Below are 20,646 nucleotides of genomic sequence, written 5' to 3'. Positions count from 1 at the left end.
GCCTCTCCCTATTGTTCTTAGCCTTGAGCCACAATTTCCTTTAACCTGGCAAAGGCCTTGTCTATATTTTCCCCTTGAGAACCGCCAGCCTGGGCTAAATCAGGTCTTCCGCCTCCACCTCCGCCAACTTCTCTGGCTACCTCTTTAATCAATTTCGGGGCAGTAAACTTTTCATGCAGGTCCTTGGAAACAGACAATAGCAAAAGTGCCTTACCCTGATTGTTGCTGGCCAGCAAAATAATGCCTGATTCCAGTTTGGACCTTAAGTCGTCCATTACCTTGCGGATAGCCTCTATATCTTCCACCTCCAGCCTGGCTGTAAGCACCTTAATTCCTGCAATTTCCTCTATGTTTTCTAACAGGTTTGCTCCCTGCCTGGCAGCAAGTTTTTCGGTGAGTCGTTTATTTTCCCTGACCAGTTGTTTATTTTCTTGAACCAGGCTCTTCACCTTATCCACGACCTGCCTGGCTCCCACTTCTAAGCTACTTTGCACTTCCTTAAGAGTATCCCTTACTTCCTGAACATATTTGTAAGCTTCAAACCCAGTTAAAGCTTCTATCCTTCTTACGCCAGCTGCCACACCCTCTTCACTGGCAATGACAAACAACCCTGCCTGGCTGGTATTTTTGAGATGAGTACCTCCGCAAAGCTCCGCAGAAAATCCAGGCACCTTGACCACTCTCACCTTATCTTCATACTTCTCACCAAAAAGGGCCATTGCTCCCTGTTGCACTGCCTCTTCATAATCCATAACTTCTGTTTCCACTTCCACTCCAGAAAGAATAACCCTGTTTACCTCTGCTTCAATCTTTTTTAATTCTTCCTCGCTTACAGGCTTTATGTGAGTAAAGTCAAAGCGTAGCCTTTTGGGCTCTACCAGAGAGCCAGCCTGTTTTACATGCTCACCCAATACCTTACGCAAAGCTGCGTGTAAAAGATGGGTGGCCGTATGGTTTCTGGCAGTAGCAATGCGATCGCCTTCATCTACCTGCAGTAAAACCGTTTCCTTTTCTTGCAGATTTCCTTCCTGGACTTTCACCTGGTGCAGAATCAGGCTTTTACTCACCTTTAAGGTGTTTACCACCTCTGCTTTACCCTTTGGCCCCACAATCCGGCCTCTATCTCCTACCTGGCCACCGCTCTCACCATAAAAGGGAGTCTTATCCGTGACTATATAACCTGCTTCACCCCTATTTAAAGCAGAAACTATCTCGCCTTTTTCATTTAAGAGATAGGTAATAACTCCTTCTCCCTTTAAAAATTCATAGCCAATAAACTCACTCTTGGCCTCTTGCTTTACCAAAGAGGCAAACTGGGAAGTTAAGTCCTTTTCTCCGCTGCCTTTCCAGGCTTCCTTGGCCCGTTGCTTTTGCTCCTGCATGTACTTTTCAAAACCTGCTTCATCTAAGTCCAAACCTTCCTTTTCAGTGATATCTCTAATGATATCCAGAGGAAAACCATAGGTATCATATAATTTAAAAGCCAAGTCTCCAGGAAATACCTTTTTTTGAGCCTTTTTTAAATTTTCCATTTCTTCTGCTAAAATACCAAGTCCCTTATCCAGAGTCTGAGAAAACCTTTCCTCTTCTTTTAAAACCACATCCCGGGCAAAAGATTCGCTTTTTAAAAGCTCAGGATAGGCCTCTTGCATCTCTTCTGTCACCTTGGCCAGGGATTCAAAAAGAAAAGGCTCCTTAAACCCTAAAAGGCGTCCAAAACGATAGGCCCTGCGAATTAAACGGCGCAATACATAGCCCCGTCCTTCATTGGCAGGCAAAATTCCATCAGCAATCATAAAGGAAATGGCTCGCAAATGGTCGGCAATAACTCTAAGGGCTGTATCTATATCTTCATCTTCTTTGTATTTTACTTTGGCTTTGTCACACAGATAGCCAATAATACCCTGGAATAAATCTGAATCAAAATTGGAATGAACTTCCTGGCAAACTGCAGAAATTCTCTCCAGACCCATGCCCGTATCAATGCTGGGCTTGGGCAAGGGCGTTAGCTTGCCTGCTTCATCGCGGTTAAATTGCATGAAAACCAGATTCCAGATTTCCAGATAGCGGTCACAATCACAAACCCCAATACCACAATTGGGGCCACAGGCCATTTCTTCTCCCTGGTCAAACAAAATCTCTGAGCAAGGACCACAAGGACCGGTATCACCCATAGCCCAGAAATTATCTTTTTCTCCCAGGCGAAAGATCCTTTCCCTGGGCACGCCAGCTACCTCTTGCCACAAACTAGCAGCTTCATCATCGTCCTTATACACAGTGATATACAATCTATTGGGGTCTAGCTTAAGCTCCTGGGTCAAAAACTCCCAGGCAAACTGGATAGCCTCTTTTTTAAAATAGTCGCCAAAGGAAAAATTGCCTAACATTTCAAAGAAAGTATGGTGCCTGGCTGTCCTGCCCACATTTTCCAGGTCATTGTGCTTACCACCTACCCGCAGGCACTTCTGCGCAGTGGTAGCTCTGATATAAGCACGCTTTTCCTGCCCTAAAAAGACCTGCTTGAATTGCACCATGCCAGCATTGGTAAAAAGCAAGCTCGGATCGTCTTTGGGTACTAAAGGAGAACTGGGAACAATGGTGTGACCCTGTTTTTGAAAGTATTCCAAAAATCTCTTGCGAATTTCTTTGGCCTTCATGGTCGATTTTCACTCCCTTTACTTGTTTTCCTGGTTAACTTCTGAAGAACTCTCTTCTTCCTTTTTCTTTCCCAAACCCAACTTCTCCAGAACTTCTTCTTCTATACGCCTGGCCAGTTCAGGATTTTCCAAAAGAAGCTGGCGTACATTTTCCTTGCCCTGTCCCAAACGTTCAGTTCCAAAGGCATACCAGGCTCCACTCTTGTCAATAACTCCCAGATTTACGCCCAAATCCAAAAGTTCACCTTCCCTGGAAATCCCTCGACCATAGAGAATATCAAACTCAGCTTCCTTAAAAGGCGGGGCTACCTTATTTTTAACGACTTTTACCCTTACTCTATTGCCATAAACTTCATCTTTATCCTTTAAGGTCTGAATTTTGCGAATATCCAGACGAATGGAGGAATAAAACTTAAGGGCATTACCTCCTGTAGTGGTTTCAGGGTTGCCATAGCCCATAACCCCTATCTTCATTCTAATCTGGTTGATAAAAATAATAGCAGTACGGGATTTATGAATGGTACCTGTGAGTTTACGCATGGCATGGGACATAAGCCTGGCCTGGCTTCCCACCTGGGTTTCTCCCATATTGCCTTCCAGTTCAGCCTGGGGAATAAGGGCTGCTACCGAATCCACAACTACTACATCCACTCCTCCAGAACGCACCAAGAGGTCGGCAATTTCCAAAGCCTGCTCACCATAATCAGGTTGAGAAATAAGAAGTTCATCGGTTTTAACGCCCAATTTTTTTGCATAATCCACATCCAGGGCATGCTCGGCATCAATAAAGGCTGCTACTCCACCCTGTTTTTGAGCCTCAGCAATTACATGTAAAGCCAGTGTAGTTTTTCCAGAAGATTCCGGGCCAAAAATCTCCGTCACTCTACCCTTGGGAATCCCCCCTACTCCTAAAGCTAAATCCAGGGAAATAGAGCCTGAAGGGATAGCTGGAACCTTTAAATGGGCATGGTCAGAAAGTTTCATCACTGCCCCTTGCCCAAATTTGCGTTCAATAGTGGTTAAAGCTGTTTCCAAAGCTTCTTTTTTGGCTTCTTCTGGAGATAGTTTCTTACTCATTTTAAAACTCCTTATTCTTAGGACCTATAATGGCATAGGCACTATGATTGTGTATGGATTCAAAACTTTCTACTTCTACTTTATACCAAAGAATTTTATCCAGTTTGTCCAATTCCCTGGCTACCTTACGCACCACATCTTCCACAAACATGGGATTGTCAAAGGCCTTTTCCGTGACTTCCTTTTCATCTTCCCTTTTTAACAAGGGATAAACAGGAGAAGAACCTGCTTTCTGGGCAATAAAAATCAAGTCTTCCAGCCATAAAAATTCTTTAATCCCGGCAGAGATTTTAATCACTGCCCTTTGACTGTGGGCACCTTTTTCCGAAATAGCCAAAGAACAGGGACATACAGTAAAAACAGGGACTTCCACTCCTAAGGTGAAAGTAAGCCTATCGTCAATAAGGCTTCCTTCCACTTGGGCCAAAAAGTCCAAAAGAAAATCCTGACCACTTTGCGGTGCCTTCTGGCTGAGAAAATAGGGAAAGGTAAAAAGCACATGAGCGTCTTTAGCTAGTAATTTTCCCTTTAAATCCCAAAGCAACTGCTTTAAACTATCATAATGCAGTGTTCCCTGCCACTGAGAAAGCACCTCTAAAAACCTGCTCATGTGCGTGCCCTTAAATTCTTTGGGCAAGTCCACACTGATATCTACCTGGGCAGTGGTATGCTGAATTCCCTTGTTCTTATCCTGCACAGTAAGAGGCAACCTTAAATTTTTCACCCCTACTTTATCTATCCGCAAGGGAATCTTAGCTGGTGTATTCTGCACATCCAACATTAAAGTAGGTCCTCTCCTGTAGTGGTCATGGACAAGTTACCATGCTTTACGCCCTTGGTGGAAATGAGCTTTTCAGCTGTTTCCTTTATCTTGAGTCCATTTCCACGCAAAATCAAGACTTCCAGGCAATTGTGATGATCTAAATGAATATGCAGGGAAGTAACAATAACATCCAGGGCACCGTGTTGAATCTCTGTAAGCCGTTGAGATAGGTCGCTTTGATGATGGTCATAAACCAGGCTTAAAATGCCAATAATCTCCCTTTCTGGATCTTCCCACTCCTTTTGCACCAAAGCATTGCGAATCAGGTCCCTAATGGCTTCAGACCTGGTCTGATAACTCTTTTCGTCGCAAAGGTCGTCAAATTTTTTTAATAAGTCTGAATCCAAAGATACGCCAAAACGAATAGTTTTTCCCATAATTAGCCTCCTTGCTTACGCAATTCCCAAATACTTATTAAAGGAGATTGGAGAGAAAGTTTTACTTTTTTCTCTACTAAAGGCAAAACCTGCCAGCCTTTTTCCTTCAAAAATTCTACCCCTTCTTTGGACACTTCTCTATTGGGATTACTGAGCCATATAAAACCTGCATCTTTTAAATAGGTCTGGAAAAAATTGTGCAACACTTCAAAAAAAATCTTTTCGTAAAGCACATCACTGGCCAATAAAAAGTCAAAACTCTTTTCCTTTAAAGCTGGCTTCCGCCAGTCCATCTGCAACCATAAGGGGCTTTCCACCCCATTTATCCGGGCATTTTTTCGGGCAAAACTTAAAGCTTCATAAGTATAGTCAAAAGCAAACATTTTAGCACCCACAGACTTAGCAATCAAACTTACCAGGCCCAGGCCACAGCCAACCTCCAACCCTCTTTTTGCCTTTATTTTATCAGCATGACTGAAAATATATTCACCCAGCAACTTGGCTGCAGGCCATACTTCCACCCAATAGGGAATCTTATCCTCTTCTAGGACATCCATCTCTGCCCACAGGGTTTCTAAGTCCCCTGGCCTTTGAATTTGCCACTTTTGCCCACCTATTTCTAAAGAAAGGGTCTCCATCTGGGCTGCCATTACTACTTACCGCCAGCCATAAAAAAGCCTATTTGAGCTACCTTTTCCCCATCTCTGCTGGAAAAGGTCGTAACAATTTCTCCAGCAAAAATAACTGCAATTCTATCAGCTAAACTCAAAGCTTCCCCCAGGTCTCCACTTATAAGCAAAATTCCCGCCTTCTCTCTGGCTTTTAACAACAACTTCCACACTTCCTGCATAGCCCCAATATCCAGACCCTGAGTGGGTTGCTCTGCAATAATCAATTTGGGTTCTCGCCTGAATTCTCTGGCCAGCACCAGTTTTTGCAAATTTCCACCACTAAGTTGCCTGGCCTTTAAGTGGGTACCAGGAGTTTTGATTTTAAATTCTTCTATTTTGCTCCACAAATCTCTTTCTGCACCTTTGTAGTCCACCAAAGGGCCTTTTTGAAAGTGATGCCTCAAGGTTAAAAGAAAATTCTCGGTCAACACCAACTCCGGGCAGGTAGCCATGCCCAGTCTATCTTCAGGAATGTAAGCCAGGTAATCTCTGGACTTGGGAGAATCAAAAAAAAGCCTGGCTTCTTCTCCAAAAAGCCATACCTTTCCTTGATATCTTCTCTTTAAACCAGTGATAATTTCCACCAGTTCCTGCTGACCATTGCCAGCTACGCCTACTAAGGCTAAAATTTCTCCTCGCCTTAAACTCAAATTTATATTTTTTAGTTTTTCTCCCCAAACATTCTCTAACTTTAAAACTTCCTCTTTAGGCTCTATTTCTCTAGGCTTCAAATCCAAAAGCACTTCTCTGCCCACCATTTTCAAGGCCAACTCTTTCGGCGAGGCAATGTCCCTGGTGGCCACTCTATCCACAATCTGTCCTTTGCGTAAAATAGCCACTTCATCTGATATTTCCAGGACTTCTTCTAATTTATGGCTGATAAAAATAACCGCCCGACCTTCCCTGGCCATTTTTCTAAGGCCAGCAAAAAGCTTTTCTGTTTCCTGGGGAGTAAGTACAGAAGTGGGTTCATCTAAAATGAGGATTTTACTATCCTGGTAGAGTAATTTTAAAATCTCCACCCGTTGTTTTTCTCCCATGGAAAGGTCTTTTACCCTGGCGTCCACATCCAGGGTAAAATCATACTGGGCAATCAGGTCCTTAATCTTTTCCTTTATTTTATTTTTTCGAACCCAAAAACCTTCCTCCTGACCCAGGGCGATATTTTCCCAGACCTGCATTTCTTCAATGAGCATAAAGTGCTGATACACCATACCAATGCCCAGGGCCAAAGAATCCTTTTCTGAAGTCAAAAAAACGCGTTGGCCTTGATAGTAAATTTCTCCTTCATCAGGCAAACTCTTGCCGGCTAAAATGGACATTAAAGTACTTTTGCCTGCACCATTTTCACCTAAAAGGGCTAAAATCTGGCCCGGGTAAATATCCAGATTGATTTTATCATTGGCCCTAACCGAGCCATAGCTTTTACTTATGTTGCGCAAACTAACCAGAGGATTCATTTTCATCTCTGATGCACAAGAGGTTGGACGAACTGATACTCTGCATCCCAGGGAAACAAAATCCAGGTATCCTGGCTTACTTCTGTAATGTAGGTATCTACCACTGGCCGACCTGAAGGCTTGGCATACACAGTGGCAAAATGGGCCCTGGGTAACATGTCTCTTACTATCTGGGCAGTTTTGCCCGTATCTACCAAATCATCTATAATTAGCCAGTTTTCGCCTTGAGCCTGCACTTCTTTTAAAATTTTGGTTTCCCCCTGAGTTTGCCAGTCATAACTGGCCACACATACGGTATCCACAATTCTAATCTCCAATTCTCTGGCAATGATTGCTGCTGGCACCAGGCCACCTCTGGCAATGGCAATAATGCGCTCAAAAGGGCCTATTTCCAGCAAGCGCCAGGCCAGGGCTTTGGAATCTCGATGTAATTGTTCCCAGGAAATGGGATAGGTTTTTGTATACCGACTCTTCATTGAGTAAACTCCTCTTAATCCTTGGGTTCAATATTCAAGCCCAGATGAGCAGGTGCATCCAGGCCCTTTTTCTTAAAACAGGCCAGAAGAAGCACACCTATGGTCAAAAGATAGGGTAGCATGAGTAATAAAGAGGAAGAAATATTGCTTCCCAGGGCTTGAATGCGCAATTGCAGGGCCATTACTCCTCCAAAAAGATAAGCCCCCCAGATAGCTCTAAAGGGACGCCAAAAGGCAAAAATAACCAGGGCTACAGCTATCCATCCCCTGCCGGCAGTAAGCCCATTGGTCCAAACATGGGTATAGGCCAGAGAAAGGTAACTCCCAGCAACTCCCACCAAAAAAGCTCCACTTAGCAGGGCTACCCATTGATAAAAAAAGACCTTTATTCCCCTTGCCCTGGCAGCATAAGGATTTTCACCCACTGCCTTTAAACGCAAACCAAACCTTGTTTTTTCAAATAAAAGATAGAGTACTGGAGCTAAAAGCAAAGAAAAATAAACCAATACATCCTGTTTAAAAAACACTTCTCCTAAAAAGGGTATGTCCTTAAGTAACGGCAGGTCCAGTTTATCAAAACCCACTGTTTTTATTCCCACATAAGGAGTCCCCAAAAAATTGGCTAATCCCAATCCCAGTACTGTTATGGCCAAACCAGAAACCACCTGGTTGCCTCTAAAAATCAGACACACAACCCCATGCAAAAAGGCCAAGAAACAGGCTCCCAGGCCACCTAACACAAAGCCTGCCCAGGGATTATGGGTAAGATAAGTGCCCAAAAAGGCCATAAAGGCCCCCATGGCCATCATGCCTTCTACACCCAAGTTTAAAATCCCCCCCTTCTCTGTAATAATCTCCCCTAAGGTGGCCAAAAGAATGGGAGTGCCAGCTTGAATAGTTGCACTTAAAAGTAAACCTAAAACTTCTATAGAAAACACTGCTATTCCTTAAACTTTAGTTTATAGGTTTTAAAAAAGGAAAAGATTAAAACAGCAATAAGCAATAAGCCCTGTATAACCAAACTAAAAGCAGCAGGCACTTGCATCTCCAGTTGTAAATTTTCCACTCCCACCCTAAATCCAGCTAAGAGCAAGGAAAAAAGGCCTATTTGCCAGGGAGATAGCTCTGCCAACCAGGCAATAATAATAGCTGTATAACCATAACCTACCACTATGCTGGTTTGTAAACGATTCACATTGGATACTTCTACAAAACCTGCCAGTCCAGCCAGAAAGCCACTCAAAAACATACTCAAAAGCACTAACCTGGCAGGACTTATTCGGGAATAAAGAGCAGTCCTGGGGCTTTCTCCACACACCTTTAACTCAAAGCCCAAACGGGTAAAGTTTAAAAACACATAAAAAACAATACCTATTATAACCGCTAAAATTAAAGCCAGGCTAACTCTAGTGCCTGGAATAACGCCTAAAAGGGCTTGCTCCGGGAAAAGAGGGCTCATGGGAAAACCAAAACTAAGAGGGTCTTTTAAAGGTCCATACACCAGGTATTCCAGGAAATAGATGGCTACATAATTTAACATCAGAGTAATAATAATCTCATTGGCCTTGTACCTGACCTTAAAATAGGCAGGCAAAAGGGCATATAAACCTCCCAACCCACCTGCAGCCAAAATCATAAGAGTTATTAAGACCCAAGAATTCTCACTAATTCCACTTAAAGCCACCAAAGTAGCCCCAATGGCTCCCCACACATATTGACCTTCTGCCCCAATATTCCACACCTTTAACTTAAAGGCCAAGGCCACACCCAAAGAACAAAAATACAGGGGAATAGCCTTAATAAGCATATCCTCCAGGGCAAAAGAAGAACCAAAGCCGCCCTCTAGGAAAACCAGCAATCCTTTTCCAGGCGACTTGCCCTGCCCCCAAAGCAAAAACATGCTTAAACCTACAGCCAGCAAACAGGCTAAAAAAATGCCCAGTAGCTGCATTCCTGCAGAAAGGTCTTTTTCTCGCTTAACTATTCGTAATTTTGGCATACTTTTAAGAATAATGTGTATCTAAAAAGATGTATAAAAAAGTAGAAGTTTATATCTACTCCCAATCGCCAGGATTAGCAACCTTTTTATCCCTTAATCCCCAGGAACTTAAGCATACTTCTTCCACTTGCCAAAAGCTATAGCTTTACTTTTTCTTGGCTTTAGATAAACTAACTTTAAATTCTAACTTGAGGATAAGAAAAATGTCTTTTCTAAAAAAAGCTATTTATTTTTTAATTGTTTTTCTTATAGGTTGCAGCCATTTAAGTGTACGCCACCTAGAAAAAAGCCCCTTACTAACCCAGCAAAAAACCACCCTGGAGATGCGCTATCTCCAATTTAGCTACACACCTATTTGTACTACTCAGGGATATAGAGTAAAGGGAACAGCTTTTTTCAAACAAGAAAGCATCCCTGGTTGGGCTAAATACATTCAAGAGCTGTGGTTGGCCATTTACTTAAGTGATGCCAAGGGAAAAGTACTGGCCAAGCAGCTAAAGGTCTATCTTCCTCAAAAGTTAGAAGATAGTGGAGTTCCCTTTGAGTTTAGCCTTACTCCGGAAGAAATCCCCAGCAAGCGCCCTCTTTTTATCACCTTTGGCTACAGCTTCAAGCTAACTCCTGCTGCCAATTACAAACCTGGCTTTAAATCCAGCCCCCTAACTGAAGATAAAGATTTAATCTTTTACGCCAGTCAGGGAGCCCTTAATTATTAGTAAGATTAATTTATCTCTTTAGAGGAAGGGGTTTTTAACTTTTTCATCTGCAAAGAATAAAGTATCTTTTGGGCTTGTTCGCTTTCCTGCCATTTATGAAAGTTGGCAACCCACACTTCAAAAGGCAAGACCTCTTCTTCCAACTTTTCTTCAAAAAGATTTAACCAAACATTAAAAAGCTGTATTTTCTTTAAAAAGGAAGAGCTATCCAAAATAGGGGCAACAATATCCCTTTTACTTTCTGGCTTTTCAAAATGTTCCTGCAAAAACTCCACAATAACCCGGCGAGAAAGTTCTGGACTTAAGTACTGGCCATTTAAACGCAAGGCCAATTCTGCCAGCTCTCCATAACTTTCCTTAAGGTCATCCAGGAATTTTTCTTCAAAATTAAAGGTCAACTTTTTGCCTTCCTCTTCCACAAAGTAAAAACGCAACCAATATTCAAATTGAAAAACCCTAAAAACCATCTCCTCAGTAAGCTGTTTTTTTTCTTGCATCTTTTTCTCCTTTTTAAAATTTTAAGAACATTTTAGGAACATAAATTGTAACTTATTTTCTTATAACCTATAAAAATTATTTAACTTTACCTAAAAACCATTTAATACTTCTTTTGCTAAATTTTAGTCTCATTAAATAAGAGAACATTTTTTCAATCTAGTATTGACAAACTTATATAAATTAATAATACTTCATCATATTCGACCTTTAAACATATAACATAAAAGGAGGTAGCAAATGGAAGAATATTTAAAACAAGCATTGGAAATTGTTAAAGCCCAAGCTTCTGTCAGGACCATGACCGAGGAAGAAATCAACTCTATGGTTCAATCCATTGCTGAAGGGATCAAAAAAGCCAGTGAAGGTGTGAGCTGTGACACAGAACAAGAACCAGCCACTGATCCCAAAAAAGCTATTAGAGAAAAGAGCATCATTTGTCTAGAGTGTGGAAAGTCCTTTAAGGTTTTGACTAAAAAACACTTGGCTTCCCATGGGTTAACTGCTCAAGAATACAAAGCCAAATGGGGCTACAAGAAAAATACTTCTCTGGTTTGCAAATCTTTGGCCAGGGAAAGAAGAAAAAAAATGGAATCCATGAAGCTCTGGGAAAAGAGAAAAAAGAACTAAAAAAAAATTACTTTTCCATTGCAAAAGTTTAAAGGGAAGTCTTTAAAGACTTCCCTTTATTTTTTCTTGCCAAGTTAAATTCTAGTGGCTATAGCCCCAAAACATTATGACCAAAAACTTAATTATTGTAGAATCCCCAGCCAAAATAAAAACCATTCAAAAATTTTTAGGCAAAGAGTACAAATTAGAAGCTTCTCTAGGGCACATACGAGACCTGCCCAGCAATGAACTGGGAGTAAAAGAAGATCAAGGCTTTACCCCTACTTATGTAATCATTCCTGGAAAGGAAAAAGTTGTCACTAAACTCAAAAAAGCGGCTAAAAACTCAGAAAAGGTTTATCTCGCTCCTGACCCAGATAGAGAAGGTGAGGCCATTGCCTGGCACATTGCAGAACTAATTAAAGACAGCAAGGCTGCAATTCATCGTATCCAGTTTAACGAGATAACCAGGCGGGCTGTACTGGAAGCCCTGGAGCATCCAAGGGATTTAGATGAAAACCTTTTTCATTCTCAACAGGCCAGAAGAATTTTAGACCGCATTGTGGGTTATAAAATCTCTCCCTTACTCTGGAAAAAGGTGCAACGAGGCCTGTCTGCAGGTAGAGTCCAATCTGTAGCTCTAAGGCTTTTAGTGGAAAAGGAAAAAGAGCGTTTTGATTTTACTCCAGAAGAATACTGGGTCTTTAAGGCCTTATTAAAGGCAGAGCAAGATAGTTTGCTGGCTGAACTAAGTAAAATCAACAACAAAAAGGCCAAAATAAGAAATGAACAGGAAGCTAAAGAGTTAGAGCAGTATCTAAAAGAGCAATCCTTTATTTTAGATAAAATAGAACAAAAAGAACAAAAAAGAAATCCCAGACCACCTTTTATTACTTCCACCCTGCAACAAGAAGCCAATATTCGTTTCAACTTTTCTGCCTCAAGGACCATGAGCCTTGCCCAGAGACTTTATGAAGGTATGGAATTGGGAGACAGGGGCAGTACAGCTCTCATTACTTATATGCGTACCGATTCTGTACGCATTGCTCCAGAAGCCCAAAAAGCTGCCCGGGCCTGGATAAAAGAAAACTTGGGTCCAGAATATTGCCCCCAAAGGGCCAGAAGCTATAAAACCAAAAGTTCTGCTCAGGATGCCCATGAAGCTATTCGGCCTGTAGACCCAACTCTCACTCCAGAAATGGTTAAAGCTTATTTACCTGCAGACCACTTCAAACTTTACAAGCTCATCTGGGAAAGGTTTATCGCCTCTCAAATGACTGCAGCAACTATCCTGGCTACCATCTTTTATATCAAAGCAGGCAAAACTCTCTGGCAAGTAAAAGGCGAACAAATCGCTTTTCCTGGTTTTTTAAAAATTTATTCTCCTCAAAAGGTAAAAGAAACCTTTTTGCCAGCACTTAAAGAAAAGACCACCTTAGCTTTAGAAGATTTGAAGATTGAACAAAAATTTACTCAACCTCCAGCCAGGTACACAGAAGCCACCCTGGTAAAAAAAATGGAAGAATTGGGTATTGGCCGTCCTTCTACCTATGCTACCATTATTTCCACTTTACTTCAGCGAAAATACGCCCTTTTACAGGAAAAACAGCTCGTTCCTACTGAACTGGGGCTCTCTGTATGTGAACTTTTAATCAAACACTTCCCCAAACTTCTGGAAGTAACCTTTACGGCTAAAATGGAAGAAGAGCTGGATAAAATAGCCCTAGGAGAAAAAAAGTGGCAAGAAGTTTTACAGGAGTTTGCCCGGGAATTTTATCCCACTTTGGAAACCGCTTCCAGGGAAATGAAATCTCTTAAAAAAGGAGAAACCACGGATTTAACCTGTCCTGAATGTGGAGCTAAGTTGCTTATCAGGTTTGGCCGTAATGGTTCTTTCTTAGCCTGTTCCAATTATCCTGCGTGTAAATATACCACCAACTTTACCCGCAATGCCGATGGAGAAATAGTAATTGAGGAGCCAGAACCTGCTGAAGTAAAGGTCCTGGGGAAATGCCCTCAGTGCGGAAGCGATATAGTGGAAAAAAGAAGTCGGGCAGGAGCAAGATTCATAGCCTGCTCCAATTATCCCAAGTGTAAATATACGGCCAGTTTTTCTACTAAAGTTCCCTGCCCTCAAAAAGGCTGCTCAGGTGAACTAGTAGAAAGAAGCTCACACAGAGGCAAAATTTTCTATTCTTGTTCCAATTATCCTGAGTGTAAATATGCAGTCTGGAATTATCCTGTGGCCAAAGAATGCCCCAAATGTAGCTCTAAAATTTTAGTGCAAAAGGAAAGCAAAGCCAGGGGAAAATACCTGGCCTGCCCGGAAAAAGGCTGTCGTTATTGGGAACAAGTAGAAGAGGAATAAAACCTCTTTTTCCGCTTTAAATTATGCCTGCCTGGTTTATCTACGCCCTTGTTTCTCTCTTTTTTACTGGTAGCCAGCGTTTTATCTATAAAGTCATAGCGCACAAGGGCCTTTCTTCTTCTAAAGCCACCTTCTTTTTTATGGCTACAGTAACCTCTCTCAGCTTTTTTTACTTCCTCTGGCAAGGTACATTACTCAATCTACCATGGATAATCCTTTTTTCTTTATTCAATAGTGCTACTTTTGTAACTGCCACCATTGCCCATATAAAAGCCTTAAAATACTATTCTGCCAACTTTACCTATCCTTTAATTCGTTTAAATATTTTGCTGGTAGTGCTTTTTTCTGTTATTTTTCTGCAAGAAAGTCTAACGCCTTTTCAAACAGCTGGCATTATTTTGGCCATCCTGGCCTTTTTTACCCTTACCTTTTCCAGGGATAATAAAAACCTATCTCATTTTTATCTCATTTTGATCGCCCTCATTTGTGGAGCATTATCTTCCATATCCTGCAAGCTGGCAGCCCAAAAGGTAAATATCCCTGCTTTTATGTTTTTTTCTTATACCCTTTCCACTTTAAGCAGCTATCTTTTCAGCCAGAAAAAAAGTGAAGCCAGTAAGAACCTAAAACAGGAGTTCTTTTGGGGAGTGGTCATGGGGCTTATCAATTTTGTCTCCTTTAACCTCTACCTCTTAGCCTTAAAAAAGGGGCCCCTTTCCATTGTAGCCACTTTAAATGGCCTGCACTTTGTGGTTCCCATCTTCCTCTCCATACTCTTTTTTAAAGAACAATTGAACAAAAGAAAAATCTGGGGTATTGGACTGACCATTATTTCCATAATTTTACTCCGTATATAAAAAATGCTGTTAAAAGAATATGAAAAGTTAGTAAGCTCTCCCCAAAAAGCTGAAAAATTCTTACTCAAGCACTGCTGGCCCAATTACCAGCGCTTTTGTCCCCAATGCCACTTTAGAAAAGTGCAAAAACTAAATTCAAAACGCAAGTGTAAGCGCTGTGGTTTTGTCTTTACTGACTTTAGCCAGCGCTATCTTGACTGTGTACGCCTATCTCCTGACAATTGGTTAAGGCTAGTCAAACTCTTTGAAATAGAGGCAAGCCCAGATAATATCGCCTTACAACTGGACATAAGCTACAATACAGCAAGAAAGGCTCTCACTATAATTCGCTTAGCTATTTTAGCCAATTCTTTAGATGGCCCGTTGCTATTATCCCTTTTTCAATTAAACGACCTTATCTCCTCTCAAAAAACTCCTCAATTAAATCAAGTACCTATCTTGGGAATAATAGAAGAAGCAGGGCATATTTTTGTTGATTTTCTGCCAGAATTTGGAGTGGATAGTTTTATTCACCTCAAGCAAAATTTTTGTCTGCCTTCTAAAAAAATAGGGCAAATAATCTATACCTCTCCAGTAAAGCAATATTTAAGCCTTCTTATTTATGATCAGGGAATAAGTAAAAGATTTAACCTTTCACACCAAGGAGAAAATTTAACTCTGGATGGGAATAAAAGCTTCTGGCCTTTTGTCAAAAAAAGACTGCAAAATTTTAAAACTACCAGTAGTCTAAACTTTTTACTTTATTTTAAAGAATTGGAATTTCGATATAATTATCGTCAGAAAGATTTTTTTATTACTCTGGTAAAATATTTAACTACCTTTAAAAAATAAAAAAGCTTCATTTTCTAAATTCAGACTTATTCGTGGGAAGAAAAAAACTTTACTCTATAAAAATTCTATATTTTTTAAGATAGTCACAGGGGTTATAAGATTCCTTGGCCTTACGCAGGCCTAAATCTCCCAGGTCCTGCTCTCTATTCACATATTTAAAATGAAAGGCTGAGTTTTTTAAAAAAAGATGATTAATTGCCTGATAAACTCCCTTAAAATTGGGGCATCCTTTTTCAAAATGAATAACCAGGGTTTCTTCATCCAGAGGCTCAGCCACAGTATAGGCAATCATTTTACCTTCCACCCAGAGCGCCCCCCCAAAAATATTTTTTAACCTTGCCCAATTACTAAGGACTCTAAAAATAGCCTTGTTTTCTGCTTCTAGGGGCATAGAATCTGCACACTCCTTCCACAAACACCATTCGGCCTGAAGGGTAAGGGCAGCCTCTATATCTCCTGTTTCCAATTCTCTATATACAAAATCGTATTTTTTTAAAAATTGATTGAGCAAATTCTTTTTTTTGTGAAAACGATTTCCCTTAAGCTCAATAAGCTCTTCTACCAGGTAAAGATAATCCCAGTGTTCACGTGCAGGCTTTATTGTTAAATTAGGAATTGTTTTCTGCCACTTATGAACCAGTACCTCAGGCATCCTTACCCATTCTGTGCCTGGTTTTAACAGGTCTAGCTTTTTTAAAAGGCTTGCCCAATCCTGCTCATAATCTCCCACTGGCGGCCAGAAAACTTCCCTGGGCCTGGTCTGTTTAATCCAGTACAGGCCTTCTGCAAAGGCCATTTTTAGCCCGTATTCTTCAGCCCAACCATAAAGGTTGATAAAGCTTAAATCAGAAATTTTTTGGGGAATTTTTTTTAAATTAGCCAAATATTCTTCTTGACCAAAAAGGTCTATGGTTTCAAAATCCACTTTTGCTTACTCCTTAAAAAGCAATCTAATCTTAAAACTTTAGTGAGAACAAAATAAAATGACAAGAAAACTTTTTGCCTTTACCTATACACCCTGGTGGAACCTGCTTTTACTCACCCTTTCGGCCTTTTTGGTAGCTCTTAGTTTAAAGGCCATTGCCATTCCTCACAACCTGGTATCTGGTGGCATTTCGGGACTATCCCTTATCCTTCATTATCTTTCTGGTAACAAACTAAAAATGTCCTATCTCTTCTTTGTATTAAACATCCCCATATTTGTTCTCGGCTATATTTATGTAAGTAAACGCTTTTTTGCCTATAGTTTGTATGGAATGATTATGACTACCATTTTTCTCTACTTTATTAACTTAACCCTTCCCATCAAAGATCCTCTCTTGTCTACTATTGCCTATGGTTCTATTTTAGGTGCAGGTCTGGGCTTTTCTTACCGTAGTCTTGGCTCCATTGGAGGCACGGATATAATTGCCATAATCCTTTATAACAAGTTTAACCTGCGTATTGGACAGACCAATTTTTTCCTCAATTTATTCATTTTTTTGCTGGCTTTAAAATTTCTTTCTCTAGACCTTACTCTTTATTCTTTAGTAGGAGTAGGTATAGCTTCTTATGTCAGCGAATACTTCTTGGGGCTTTTTAACCAAAGAAGATTGGTCCTCATTATTACGGAAAAACCTGATGAGATAGTGGAAAACATCAGCAAAGTACTCCATAGAGGAGCAACTTTTCTTTTTGGGCAAGGTAGTTATACCAAAAAAGATAAAAAAATAGTTCTTACTGTGGTAGATAGTATGCAATTAAAAAGACTGGAGGAAATAATTTTTAATATTGACTCTTCAGCTTTTGTTATTGAAGAAAAAACTTTAAATGTTTTAGGTAAAGGATTTTCTTCTAGAAAAGTTTACTAAAATGTTTATTGCCTTGCTTACAGATTTTGGCTTAAAAGACCCTTATGTAGCTCAGGTCAAAGCCACCCTTTTAAAACAGGCACCTCAAATCCCTATTCTAGATTTAACCCATCAAATCTCTTCCTTTAATGTCTTGGAAGGAAGTTTTGTCCTTTTTACCAGTTATAAACACTTTCCCCCTTCCACCCTTTTTGTAGGCATTGTAGACCCAGGGGTAGGTAGCAAGCGAGAAATTGTCCTGGCCAAAAACCAGGATTACTCTTTTCTCGTACCCAACAACGGGTTGCTTAGCTTTTTTGTCCAGCATAAGCTTTTACAACAAGCTTATTTTTTAGAAAAAAAATTCCCGGCTTCCTCTACCTTTCACGGCAGGGATATCTTTGCCAGGGTAGCTGCCCATCTGGCCCAGCAACCAATAGACCCAACCTGGTGGAAAGAAGTACCTCTTAAAGAACTCAAAACCTTTGCCCTGCCCAGGCCAGTGCTTACCCCTTCTCAAGTCAAAGCTACTATTTACTATCAAGACCAATTTGGAAATCTCCTTTTAAACCTGGAAAATAAGCACTATGCTTTCCCTTTGGGGCAAAAGGGGGTGTTAGAAAATTTTCCCTTACGGGTAGTTAAAACCTATGCAGAGCTAAAAGCAGGAGAAGTGGGTCTGCTCCAGGGAAGTCAAGGCTTTTGGGAGCTTTGTTTAAACCAAGACAATCTAGCTCAAAAATTAAATACCTATCCAGGTAAGGAAATAAGCTGGCAATGGAACACCTAAAGCGCTTTCGCCTTACTCTTTCCTTCTTAACCCTTTTGGACAAAGGTGTAGTGGCCACAGAAAAAGACATTGCAGCCAGCTGGGCTTATTTTTTCCCTGTAGCCCTTATTCTGGGAACTTTGGCCAGCGTTCCCTATTTTTTGCCTTTGCCTAAAAATTTACAGGCCCTTTTTAGCCTGGTTTTGCTGGTTTTTTTAACCAGGGCACTGCACTGGGACGGTTTTGGGGACATCCTGGATGGAGTGGGCAGTAATGCCCAGAAGGAAAAGTTTTTTTTGGTGTTAAAGGACAGCAGGGTAGGTATTTTTGCCTGTCTGGGGCTCATTTTAGGGCTTTTAAGTGAATATGTACTCTTGCAAGAGGTATCCTCTCCCGGGGAAATAATAGCCCTGGTGCTTTTTAGCCGTTTAAACCTAACGCCCTTTGCCTACTTTAGTAAAAAGTTGGCTCGCTCTGTTGGCATGGGTAGGATCTTTTTGCAAGGTGCCAATTTTCAAAATCTACTCCTTAACCTAAGCCTATCTTTCTTAAGCGTCTTATTTTTGACCAGCCTTAAAACCTATTTTTGGGCCCTATTTATCCACCTCTTACCCAGTCTATACCTGTACAAGCTGGGCCAAAAACACCAGGGGTTAAATGGAGACTTTTTAGGTGCCCACATCATTTGGGGAGAGCTTAGTTTTTTGCTTGCATTACTTGCCCGCTAGACCTCAGGTCATATCCTCCCAGTTCTTGAGCCCGGGTTTTAAACTCTTCTCTCTGTAATAAAGCAAGTAATTTTTGAACCCGCTTATCCTTCAATAAGTCCTTTTTTAACAACAGGTCATAGCGTTCTTCCACCAGAGGAATAAAGTCCAGACTCAAGGCCCTGGCTGCAGCCAAAATCCCTAAACCACAATCAGCAGTACCAGTTAGGACATTTACCGCCACTGCCATATGCGTATATTCTTCGCGGTTATACCCCTGAATTTCAGCAGGGGAGATGCCTAACTTTTGCAGGTGATAGTCCAGTAAAATCCTGGTGCCTGCTCCCCTTTGCCGATTGATAAAGACAATATCCTTGCGTCTTAAATCTTCCAGCCCTTGAATCTTTTTGGGGTTTCCCTTGGGAAGGATAAGTCCTTGCTGCCGATAGGCCAAGTTGACCAAAACAACCTCTTCTTCTCCCAAAAGTTTCTGCACAAAAGGGAAATTGTAATCCCCGCTTTCCGGGTCAAAAAGATGGGTGCCAGCAAGATGGGCATAGCCCTTAGCAATGGCCTTTAACCCGCCAAGGCTTCCCACATGTCCTGAAAACAAATATACTGGTTCCCTTTCTTTTCTAAGTAAATCCTTTAATACATCCAGCAAGTTATCATGACTGCCAATAACCAGCAGAGAATTTTCCACTTCTCTTCTGGGCCTTAAAAGAGAGACCTTGACCCTTTCCCCTTCTTGCCTGCCCTCACTATTTTCCGCAATGGTCAACAAGCCTGTGGCCCTGGAAAGAGAAGTAATCATGCCTGCTCCTCGGGGCAGGGGAATGGCTACATACTTATTCTGGACCTTACCCACACCCACTCGCACAAACTCTCGAATACCCAGCTTAGAAGGTAAAGAGCGGCTCAAAATAGCTTCTACTTCCTCTTCCCTGGGCAAAGGTTCTTCTTTTAACCAGTAAACCAGAGGTTTTAATAGATATTCAAAACAAATTACCGCACTTACAGGATAACCTGGTGCTCCGACCAAAAGCTTTCCCTGCTTACTGATTCCCAGAAGAGAAGGTTTGCCAGGCATGGCCTTTATGCCGTGCACCAGCACCTCACCCACGCTTTCCATTACCTGCCTGGTAAAGTCCTTACTCCCAGCTGAAGAACCTGCACCCATGACCACAATATGGGCCCAGTTTAGAGCCTCTTCTACAGCCTGAGTTAAAAGCGCAAAGTCATCCTTTACAGGCGCAAAACGCCTTACTTCCACTCCCCAGGACCTGGCCAGGCCAGCTAAGACCTGAGAATTACTTTCCACCACTTCTCCAGGTTTGGGCTCTGGCCTTAAGGTAAAATCCAAAACTTCATCACCTGTGGGAATAATGGCCAAGCGCAATCTTTCCTCCACTTCCACCTCAAAGATGCCAGCACTTAAAAGCACTCCCACATCATAGGCGCTTAAAAGGTGCCTGGCAGGAAAAAGGAGCTCCTTGGCCACAATATCTTCTCCAATCCTTCGCACATGCTGCCAGGGAAAGGCTGGCTTTTCAATGCTCACCTGGCCATCTTCCAGCTCCACCACTTCCTCAATCATGATTACTGCGTCAAAACCCTGGGGCAAAGGATTTCCTGTGTTTACATAAACAAAATCTTTCTCTGGTGTTAACAATAAGGGCTGGCCCTCTCTGGCCAGAAAAGTATCCCTGGCTCGCACAGCAATGCCATCCATGGCAGCAGCATGGAAAGTAGGGGAGGAGTATCTGGCATACAGGGGAGCAACCAGGCGCATACCTATAGCCTGCTCGCTGGGAACTATTTTTGAGCCCAAAAAAGACTTTTTATCTATCTTTTGTTGAACCTTTGCGATTGCTTCTTCAATACTTACTGTTTTTAAGTAAATATTTCTGGCCATAAATTCTCCT

The 20,646-nt window shown here is 41.5% G+C and carries 20 protein-coding genes; 8 read left to right on the top strand and 12 right to left on the bottom strand.

From position 1 onward, the window contains the following. Positions 1-17: 17 nt before the first annotated feature. The 9 genes from alaS to ACTCIM_RS10275 are packed head-to-tail and all read right to left on the bottom strand — an operon-like array spanning position 18 to position 9,540. A complete protein-coding gene (alaS, locus tag ACTCIM_RS10315) occupies positions 18-2,657 on the bottom strand; it encodes an alanine--tRNA ligase (protein WP_472315463.1) in 2,640 nt (879 codons plus the stop codon). Between the two features lie 18 nt (positions 2,658-2,675). Next, positions 2,676-3,734 carry a recombinase RecA gene (gene recA / locus ACTCIM_RS10310; RefSeq protein ID WP_472315461.1) on the bottom strand — a complete coding sequence of 353 codons (1,059 nt, stop codon included), beginning with the start codon at positions 3,732-3,734 and terminating at the stop codon, positions 2,676-2,678. Between the two features lies 1 nt (position 3,735). Next, the gene (folE2, locus tag ACTCIM_RS10305) at positions 3,736-4,515 is read right to left on the bottom strand and encodes a GTP cyclohydrolase FolE2 (RefSeq protein ID WP_029967587.1); all 780 of its coding nucleotides are present in this window, start codon (positions 4,513-4,515) and stop codon (positions 3,736-3,738) included. Beyond that, positions 4,515-4,934, bottom strand: coding sequence for a nickel-responsive transcriptional regulator NikR (gene nikR, locus ACTCIM_RS10300; protein ID WP_029967588.1), 420 nt, complete (start codon positions 4,932-4,934; stop codon positions 4,515-4,517). Before nikR ends, folE2 begins: the two co-directional genes overlap by 1 nt. A gap of 2 nt (positions 4,935-4,936) precedes the next feature. Then, positions 4,937-5,584, bottom strand: coding sequence for a class I SAM-dependent methyltransferase (locus tag ACTCIM_RS10295; protein WP_035260241.1), 648 nt, complete (start codon positions 5,582-5,584; stop codon positions 4,937-4,939). A gap of 2 nt (positions 5,585-5,586) precedes the next feature. Continuing rightward, a complete protein-coding gene (locus ACTCIM_RS10290; protein WP_464278936.1) occupies positions 5,587-7,065 on the bottom strand; it encodes an ABC transporter ATP-binding protein in 1,479 nt (492 codons plus the stop codon). Between the two features lie 2 nt (positions 7,066-7,067). Continuing rightward, entirely contained in the window at positions 7,068-7,541 is a 474-nt protein-coding gene (gene gpt, locus ACTCIM_RS10285) for a xanthine phosphoribosyltransferase (RefSeq protein ID WP_029967594.1), read from the bottom strand. Between the two features lie 14 nt (positions 7,542-7,555). Next, positions 7,556-8,479 carry an ABC transporter permease gene (locus ACTCIM_RS10280; protein ID WP_029967596.1) on the bottom strand — a complete coding sequence of 308 codons (924 nt, stop codon included), beginning with the start codon at positions 8,477-8,479 and terminating at the stop codon, positions 7,556-7,558. 2 nt (positions 8,480-8,481) lie between these two features. Beyond that, positions 8,482-9,540, bottom strand: coding sequence for an ABC transporter permease (locus ACTCIM_RS10275; protein ID WP_472315459.1), 1,059 nt, complete (start codon positions 9,538-9,540; stop codon positions 8,482-8,484). Between the two features lie 203 nt (positions 9,541-9,743). Here ACTCIM_RS10275 and ACTCIM_RS10270 point away from each other — a divergent pair, with 203 nt between their 5' ends. Continuing rightward, the gene (locus ACTCIM_RS10270; protein ID WP_472315457.1) at positions 9,744-10,256 is read left to right on the top strand and encodes a hypothetical protein; all 513 of its coding nucleotides are present in this window, start codon (positions 9,744-9,746) and stop codon (positions 10,254-10,256) included. Between the two features lie 5 nt (positions 10,257-10,261). Here the strand turns inward: ACTCIM_RS10270 and ACTCIM_RS10265 are convergent, their stop codons facing one another. Next, on the bottom strand, positions 10,262-10,753 hold the full coding sequence (locus ACTCIM_RS10265; protein WP_029967603.1) for a hypothetical protein: 492 nt from the start codon (positions 10,751-10,753) through the stop codon (positions 10,262-10,264). Positions 10,754-10,991: 238 nt separating this feature from the next. On the opposite strand from ACTCIM_RS10265, the gene ACTCIM_RS10260 reads away from it, so the two are divergent. The 4 genes from ACTCIM_RS10260 to ACTCIM_RS10245 all read left to right on the top strand — a co-directional run bounded on the left by ACTCIM_RS10260 (position 10,992) and on the right by ACTCIM_RS10245 (position 15,416). Continuing rightward, the gene (locus ACTCIM_RS10260; protein WP_472315455.1) at positions 10,992-11,381 is read left to right on the top strand and encodes a Ros/MucR family transcriptional regulator; all 390 of its coding nucleotides are present in this window, start codon (positions 10,992-10,994) and stop codon (positions 11,379-11,381) included. Positions 11,382-11,487: 106 nt separating this feature from the next. Further along, positions 11,488-13,728 carry a type I DNA topoisomerase gene (gene topA, locus ACTCIM_RS10255; protein WP_472315453.1) on the top strand — a complete coding sequence of 747 codons (2,241 nt, stop codon included), beginning with the start codon at positions 11,488-11,490 and terminating at the stop codon, positions 13,726-13,728. A 23-nt stretch (positions 13,729-13,751) separates the two neighbouring features. After that, positions 13,752-14,585: a DMT family transporter gene (locus ACTCIM_RS10250; protein ID WP_464278934.1), complete on the top strand. Its 834-nt coding sequence runs from the start codon at positions 13,752-13,754 to the stop codon at positions 14,583-14,585. A 3-nt stretch (positions 14,586-14,588) separates the two neighbouring features. Then, positions 14,589-15,416 (top strand): hypothetical protein, encoded by an 828-nt coding sequence (locus ACTCIM_RS10245; RefSeq protein WP_464278933.1) that lies wholly within the window; start codon positions 14,589-14,591, stop codon positions 15,414-15,416. A 49-nt stretch (positions 15,417-15,465) separates the two neighbouring features. On the opposite strand, the gene ACTCIM_RS10240 is transcribed toward ACTCIM_RS10245, so the two are convergent. Beyond that, positions 15,466-16,341: a DUF2156 domain-containing protein gene (locus ACTCIM_RS10240; protein ID WP_464278932.1), complete on the bottom strand. Its 876-nt coding sequence runs from the start codon at positions 16,339-16,341 to the stop codon at positions 15,466-15,468. 58 nt (positions 16,342-16,399) lie between these two features. On the opposite strand from ACTCIM_RS10240, the gene ACTCIM_RS10235 reads away from it, so the two are divergent. From ACTCIM_RS10235 to ACTCIM_RS10225, 3 genes are read left to right on the top strand one after another with little or no spacing between them, the layout of a single operon-like run. After that, positions 16,400-17,266 (top strand): YitT family protein, encoded by an 867-nt coding sequence (locus ACTCIM_RS10235; RefSeq protein WP_464278931.1) that lies wholly within the window; start codon positions 16,400-16,402, stop codon positions 17,264-17,266. A gap of 1 nt (position 17,267) precedes the next feature. Next, positions 17,268-18,035 carry an SAM hydrolase/SAM-dependent halogenase family protein gene (locus ACTCIM_RS10230; RefSeq protein WP_464278930.1) on the top strand — a complete coding sequence of 256 codons (768 nt, stop codon included), beginning with the start codon at positions 17,268-17,270 and terminating at the stop codon, positions 18,033-18,035. Beyond that, positions 18,023-18,742 (top strand): adenosylcobinamide-GDP ribazoletransferase, encoded by a 720-nt coding sequence (locus tag ACTCIM_RS10225; RefSeq protein ID WP_472315451.1) that lies wholly within the window; start codon positions 18,023-18,025, stop codon positions 18,740-18,742. The genes ACTCIM_RS10230 and ACTCIM_RS10225 overlap by 13 nt, the downstream gene beginning before the upstream one ends. Here ACTCIM_RS10225 and ACTCIM_RS10220 read toward each other — a convergent pair. Continuing rightward, on the bottom strand, positions 18,711-20,636 hold the full coding sequence (locus tag ACTCIM_RS10220; RefSeq protein WP_472315469.1) for a molybdopterin biosynthesis protein: 1,926 nt from the start codon (positions 20,634-20,636) through the stop codon (positions 18,711-18,713). The genes ACTCIM_RS10225 and ACTCIM_RS10220 overlap by 32 nt on opposite strands. Positions 20,637-20,646 lie beyond the last annotated feature (10 nt).

This window comes from Desulfonauticus sp. (assembly GCF_055126295.1).
Note: the sequence above shows the minus strand (reverse complement) of the source record. Positions and strands in the feature narration are given on the sequence as shown.

Excerpts from the sequence above, each read along its gene's own strand:
- ACTCIM_RS10270 (WP_472315457.1), top strand. The coding sequence starts at position 9,744 with ATGTCTTTTCTAAAAAAAGCTATTTATTTTTTAATTGTTTTTCTTATA.
- ACTCIM_RS10295 (WP_035260241.1), bottom strand. The coding sequence starts at position 5,584 with ATGGCAGCCCAGATGGAGACCCTTTCTTTAGAAATAGGTGGGCAAAAG.
- ACTCIM_RS10260 (WP_472315455.1), top strand. The coding sequence starts at position 10,992 with ATGGAAGAATATTTAAAACAAGCATTGGAAATTGTTAAAGCCCAAGCT.
- folE2 (WP_029967587.1), bottom strand. The coding sequence starts at position 4,515 with ATGTTGGATGTGCAGAATACACCAGCTAAGATTCCCTTGCGGATAGAT.
- ACTCIM_RS10225 (WP_472315451.1), top strand. The coding sequence starts at position 18,023 with ATGGAACACCTAAAGCGCTTTCGCCTTACTCTTTCCTTCTTAACCCTT.
- alaS (WP_472315463.1), bottom strand. The coding sequence starts at position 2,657 with ATGAAGGCCAAAGAAATTCGCAAGAGATTTTTGGAATACTTTCAAAAA.
- recA (WP_472315461.1), bottom strand. The coding sequence starts at position 3,734 with ATGAGTAAGAAACTATCTCCAGAAGAAGCCAAAAAAGAAGCTTTGGAA.
- ACTCIM_RS10250 (WP_464278934.1), top strand. The coding sequence starts at position 13,752 with ATGCCTGCCTGGTTTATCTACGCCCTTGTTTCTCTCTTTTTTACTGGT.
- ACTCIM_RS10235 (WP_464278931.1), top strand. The coding sequence starts at position 16,400 with ATGACAAGAAAACTTTTTGCCTTTACCTATACACCCTGGTGGAACCTG.
- ACTCIM_RS10265 (WP_029967603.1), bottom strand. The coding sequence starts at position 10,753 with ATGCAAGAAAAAAAACAGCTTACTGAGGAGATGGTTTTTAGGGTTTTT.
- gpt (WP_029967594.1), bottom strand. The coding sequence starts at position 7,541 with ATGAAGAGTCGGTATACAAAAACCTATCCCATTTCCTGGGAACAATTA.
- ACTCIM_RS10220 (WP_472315469.1), bottom strand. The coding sequence starts at position 20,636 with ATGGCCAGAAATATTTACTTAAAAACAGTAAGTATTGAAGAAGCAATC.
- ACTCIM_RS10290 (WP_464278936.1), bottom strand. The coding sequence starts at position 7,065 with ATGAATCCTCTGGTTAGTTTGCGCAACATAAGTAAAAGCTATGGCTCG.
- ACTCIM_RS10245 (WP_464278933.1), top strand. The coding sequence starts at position 14,589 with ATGCTGTTAAAAGAATATGAAAAGTTAGTAAGCTCTCCCCAAAAAGCT.
- nikR (WP_029967588.1), bottom strand. The coding sequence starts at position 4,934 with ATGGGAAAAACTATTCGTTTTGGCGTATCTTTGGATTCAGACTTATTA.
- ACTCIM_RS10275 (WP_472315459.1), bottom strand. The coding sequence starts at position 9,540 with ATGCCAAAATTACGAATAGTTAAGCGAGAAAAAGACCTTTCTGCAGGA.
- topA (WP_472315453.1), top strand. The coding sequence starts at position 11,488 with ATGACCAAAAACTTAATTATTGTAGAATCCCCAGCCAAAATAAAAACC.
- ACTCIM_RS10230 (WP_464278930.1), top strand. The coding sequence starts at position 17,268 with ATGTTTATTGCCTTGCTTACAGATTTTGGCTTAAAAGACCCTTATGTA.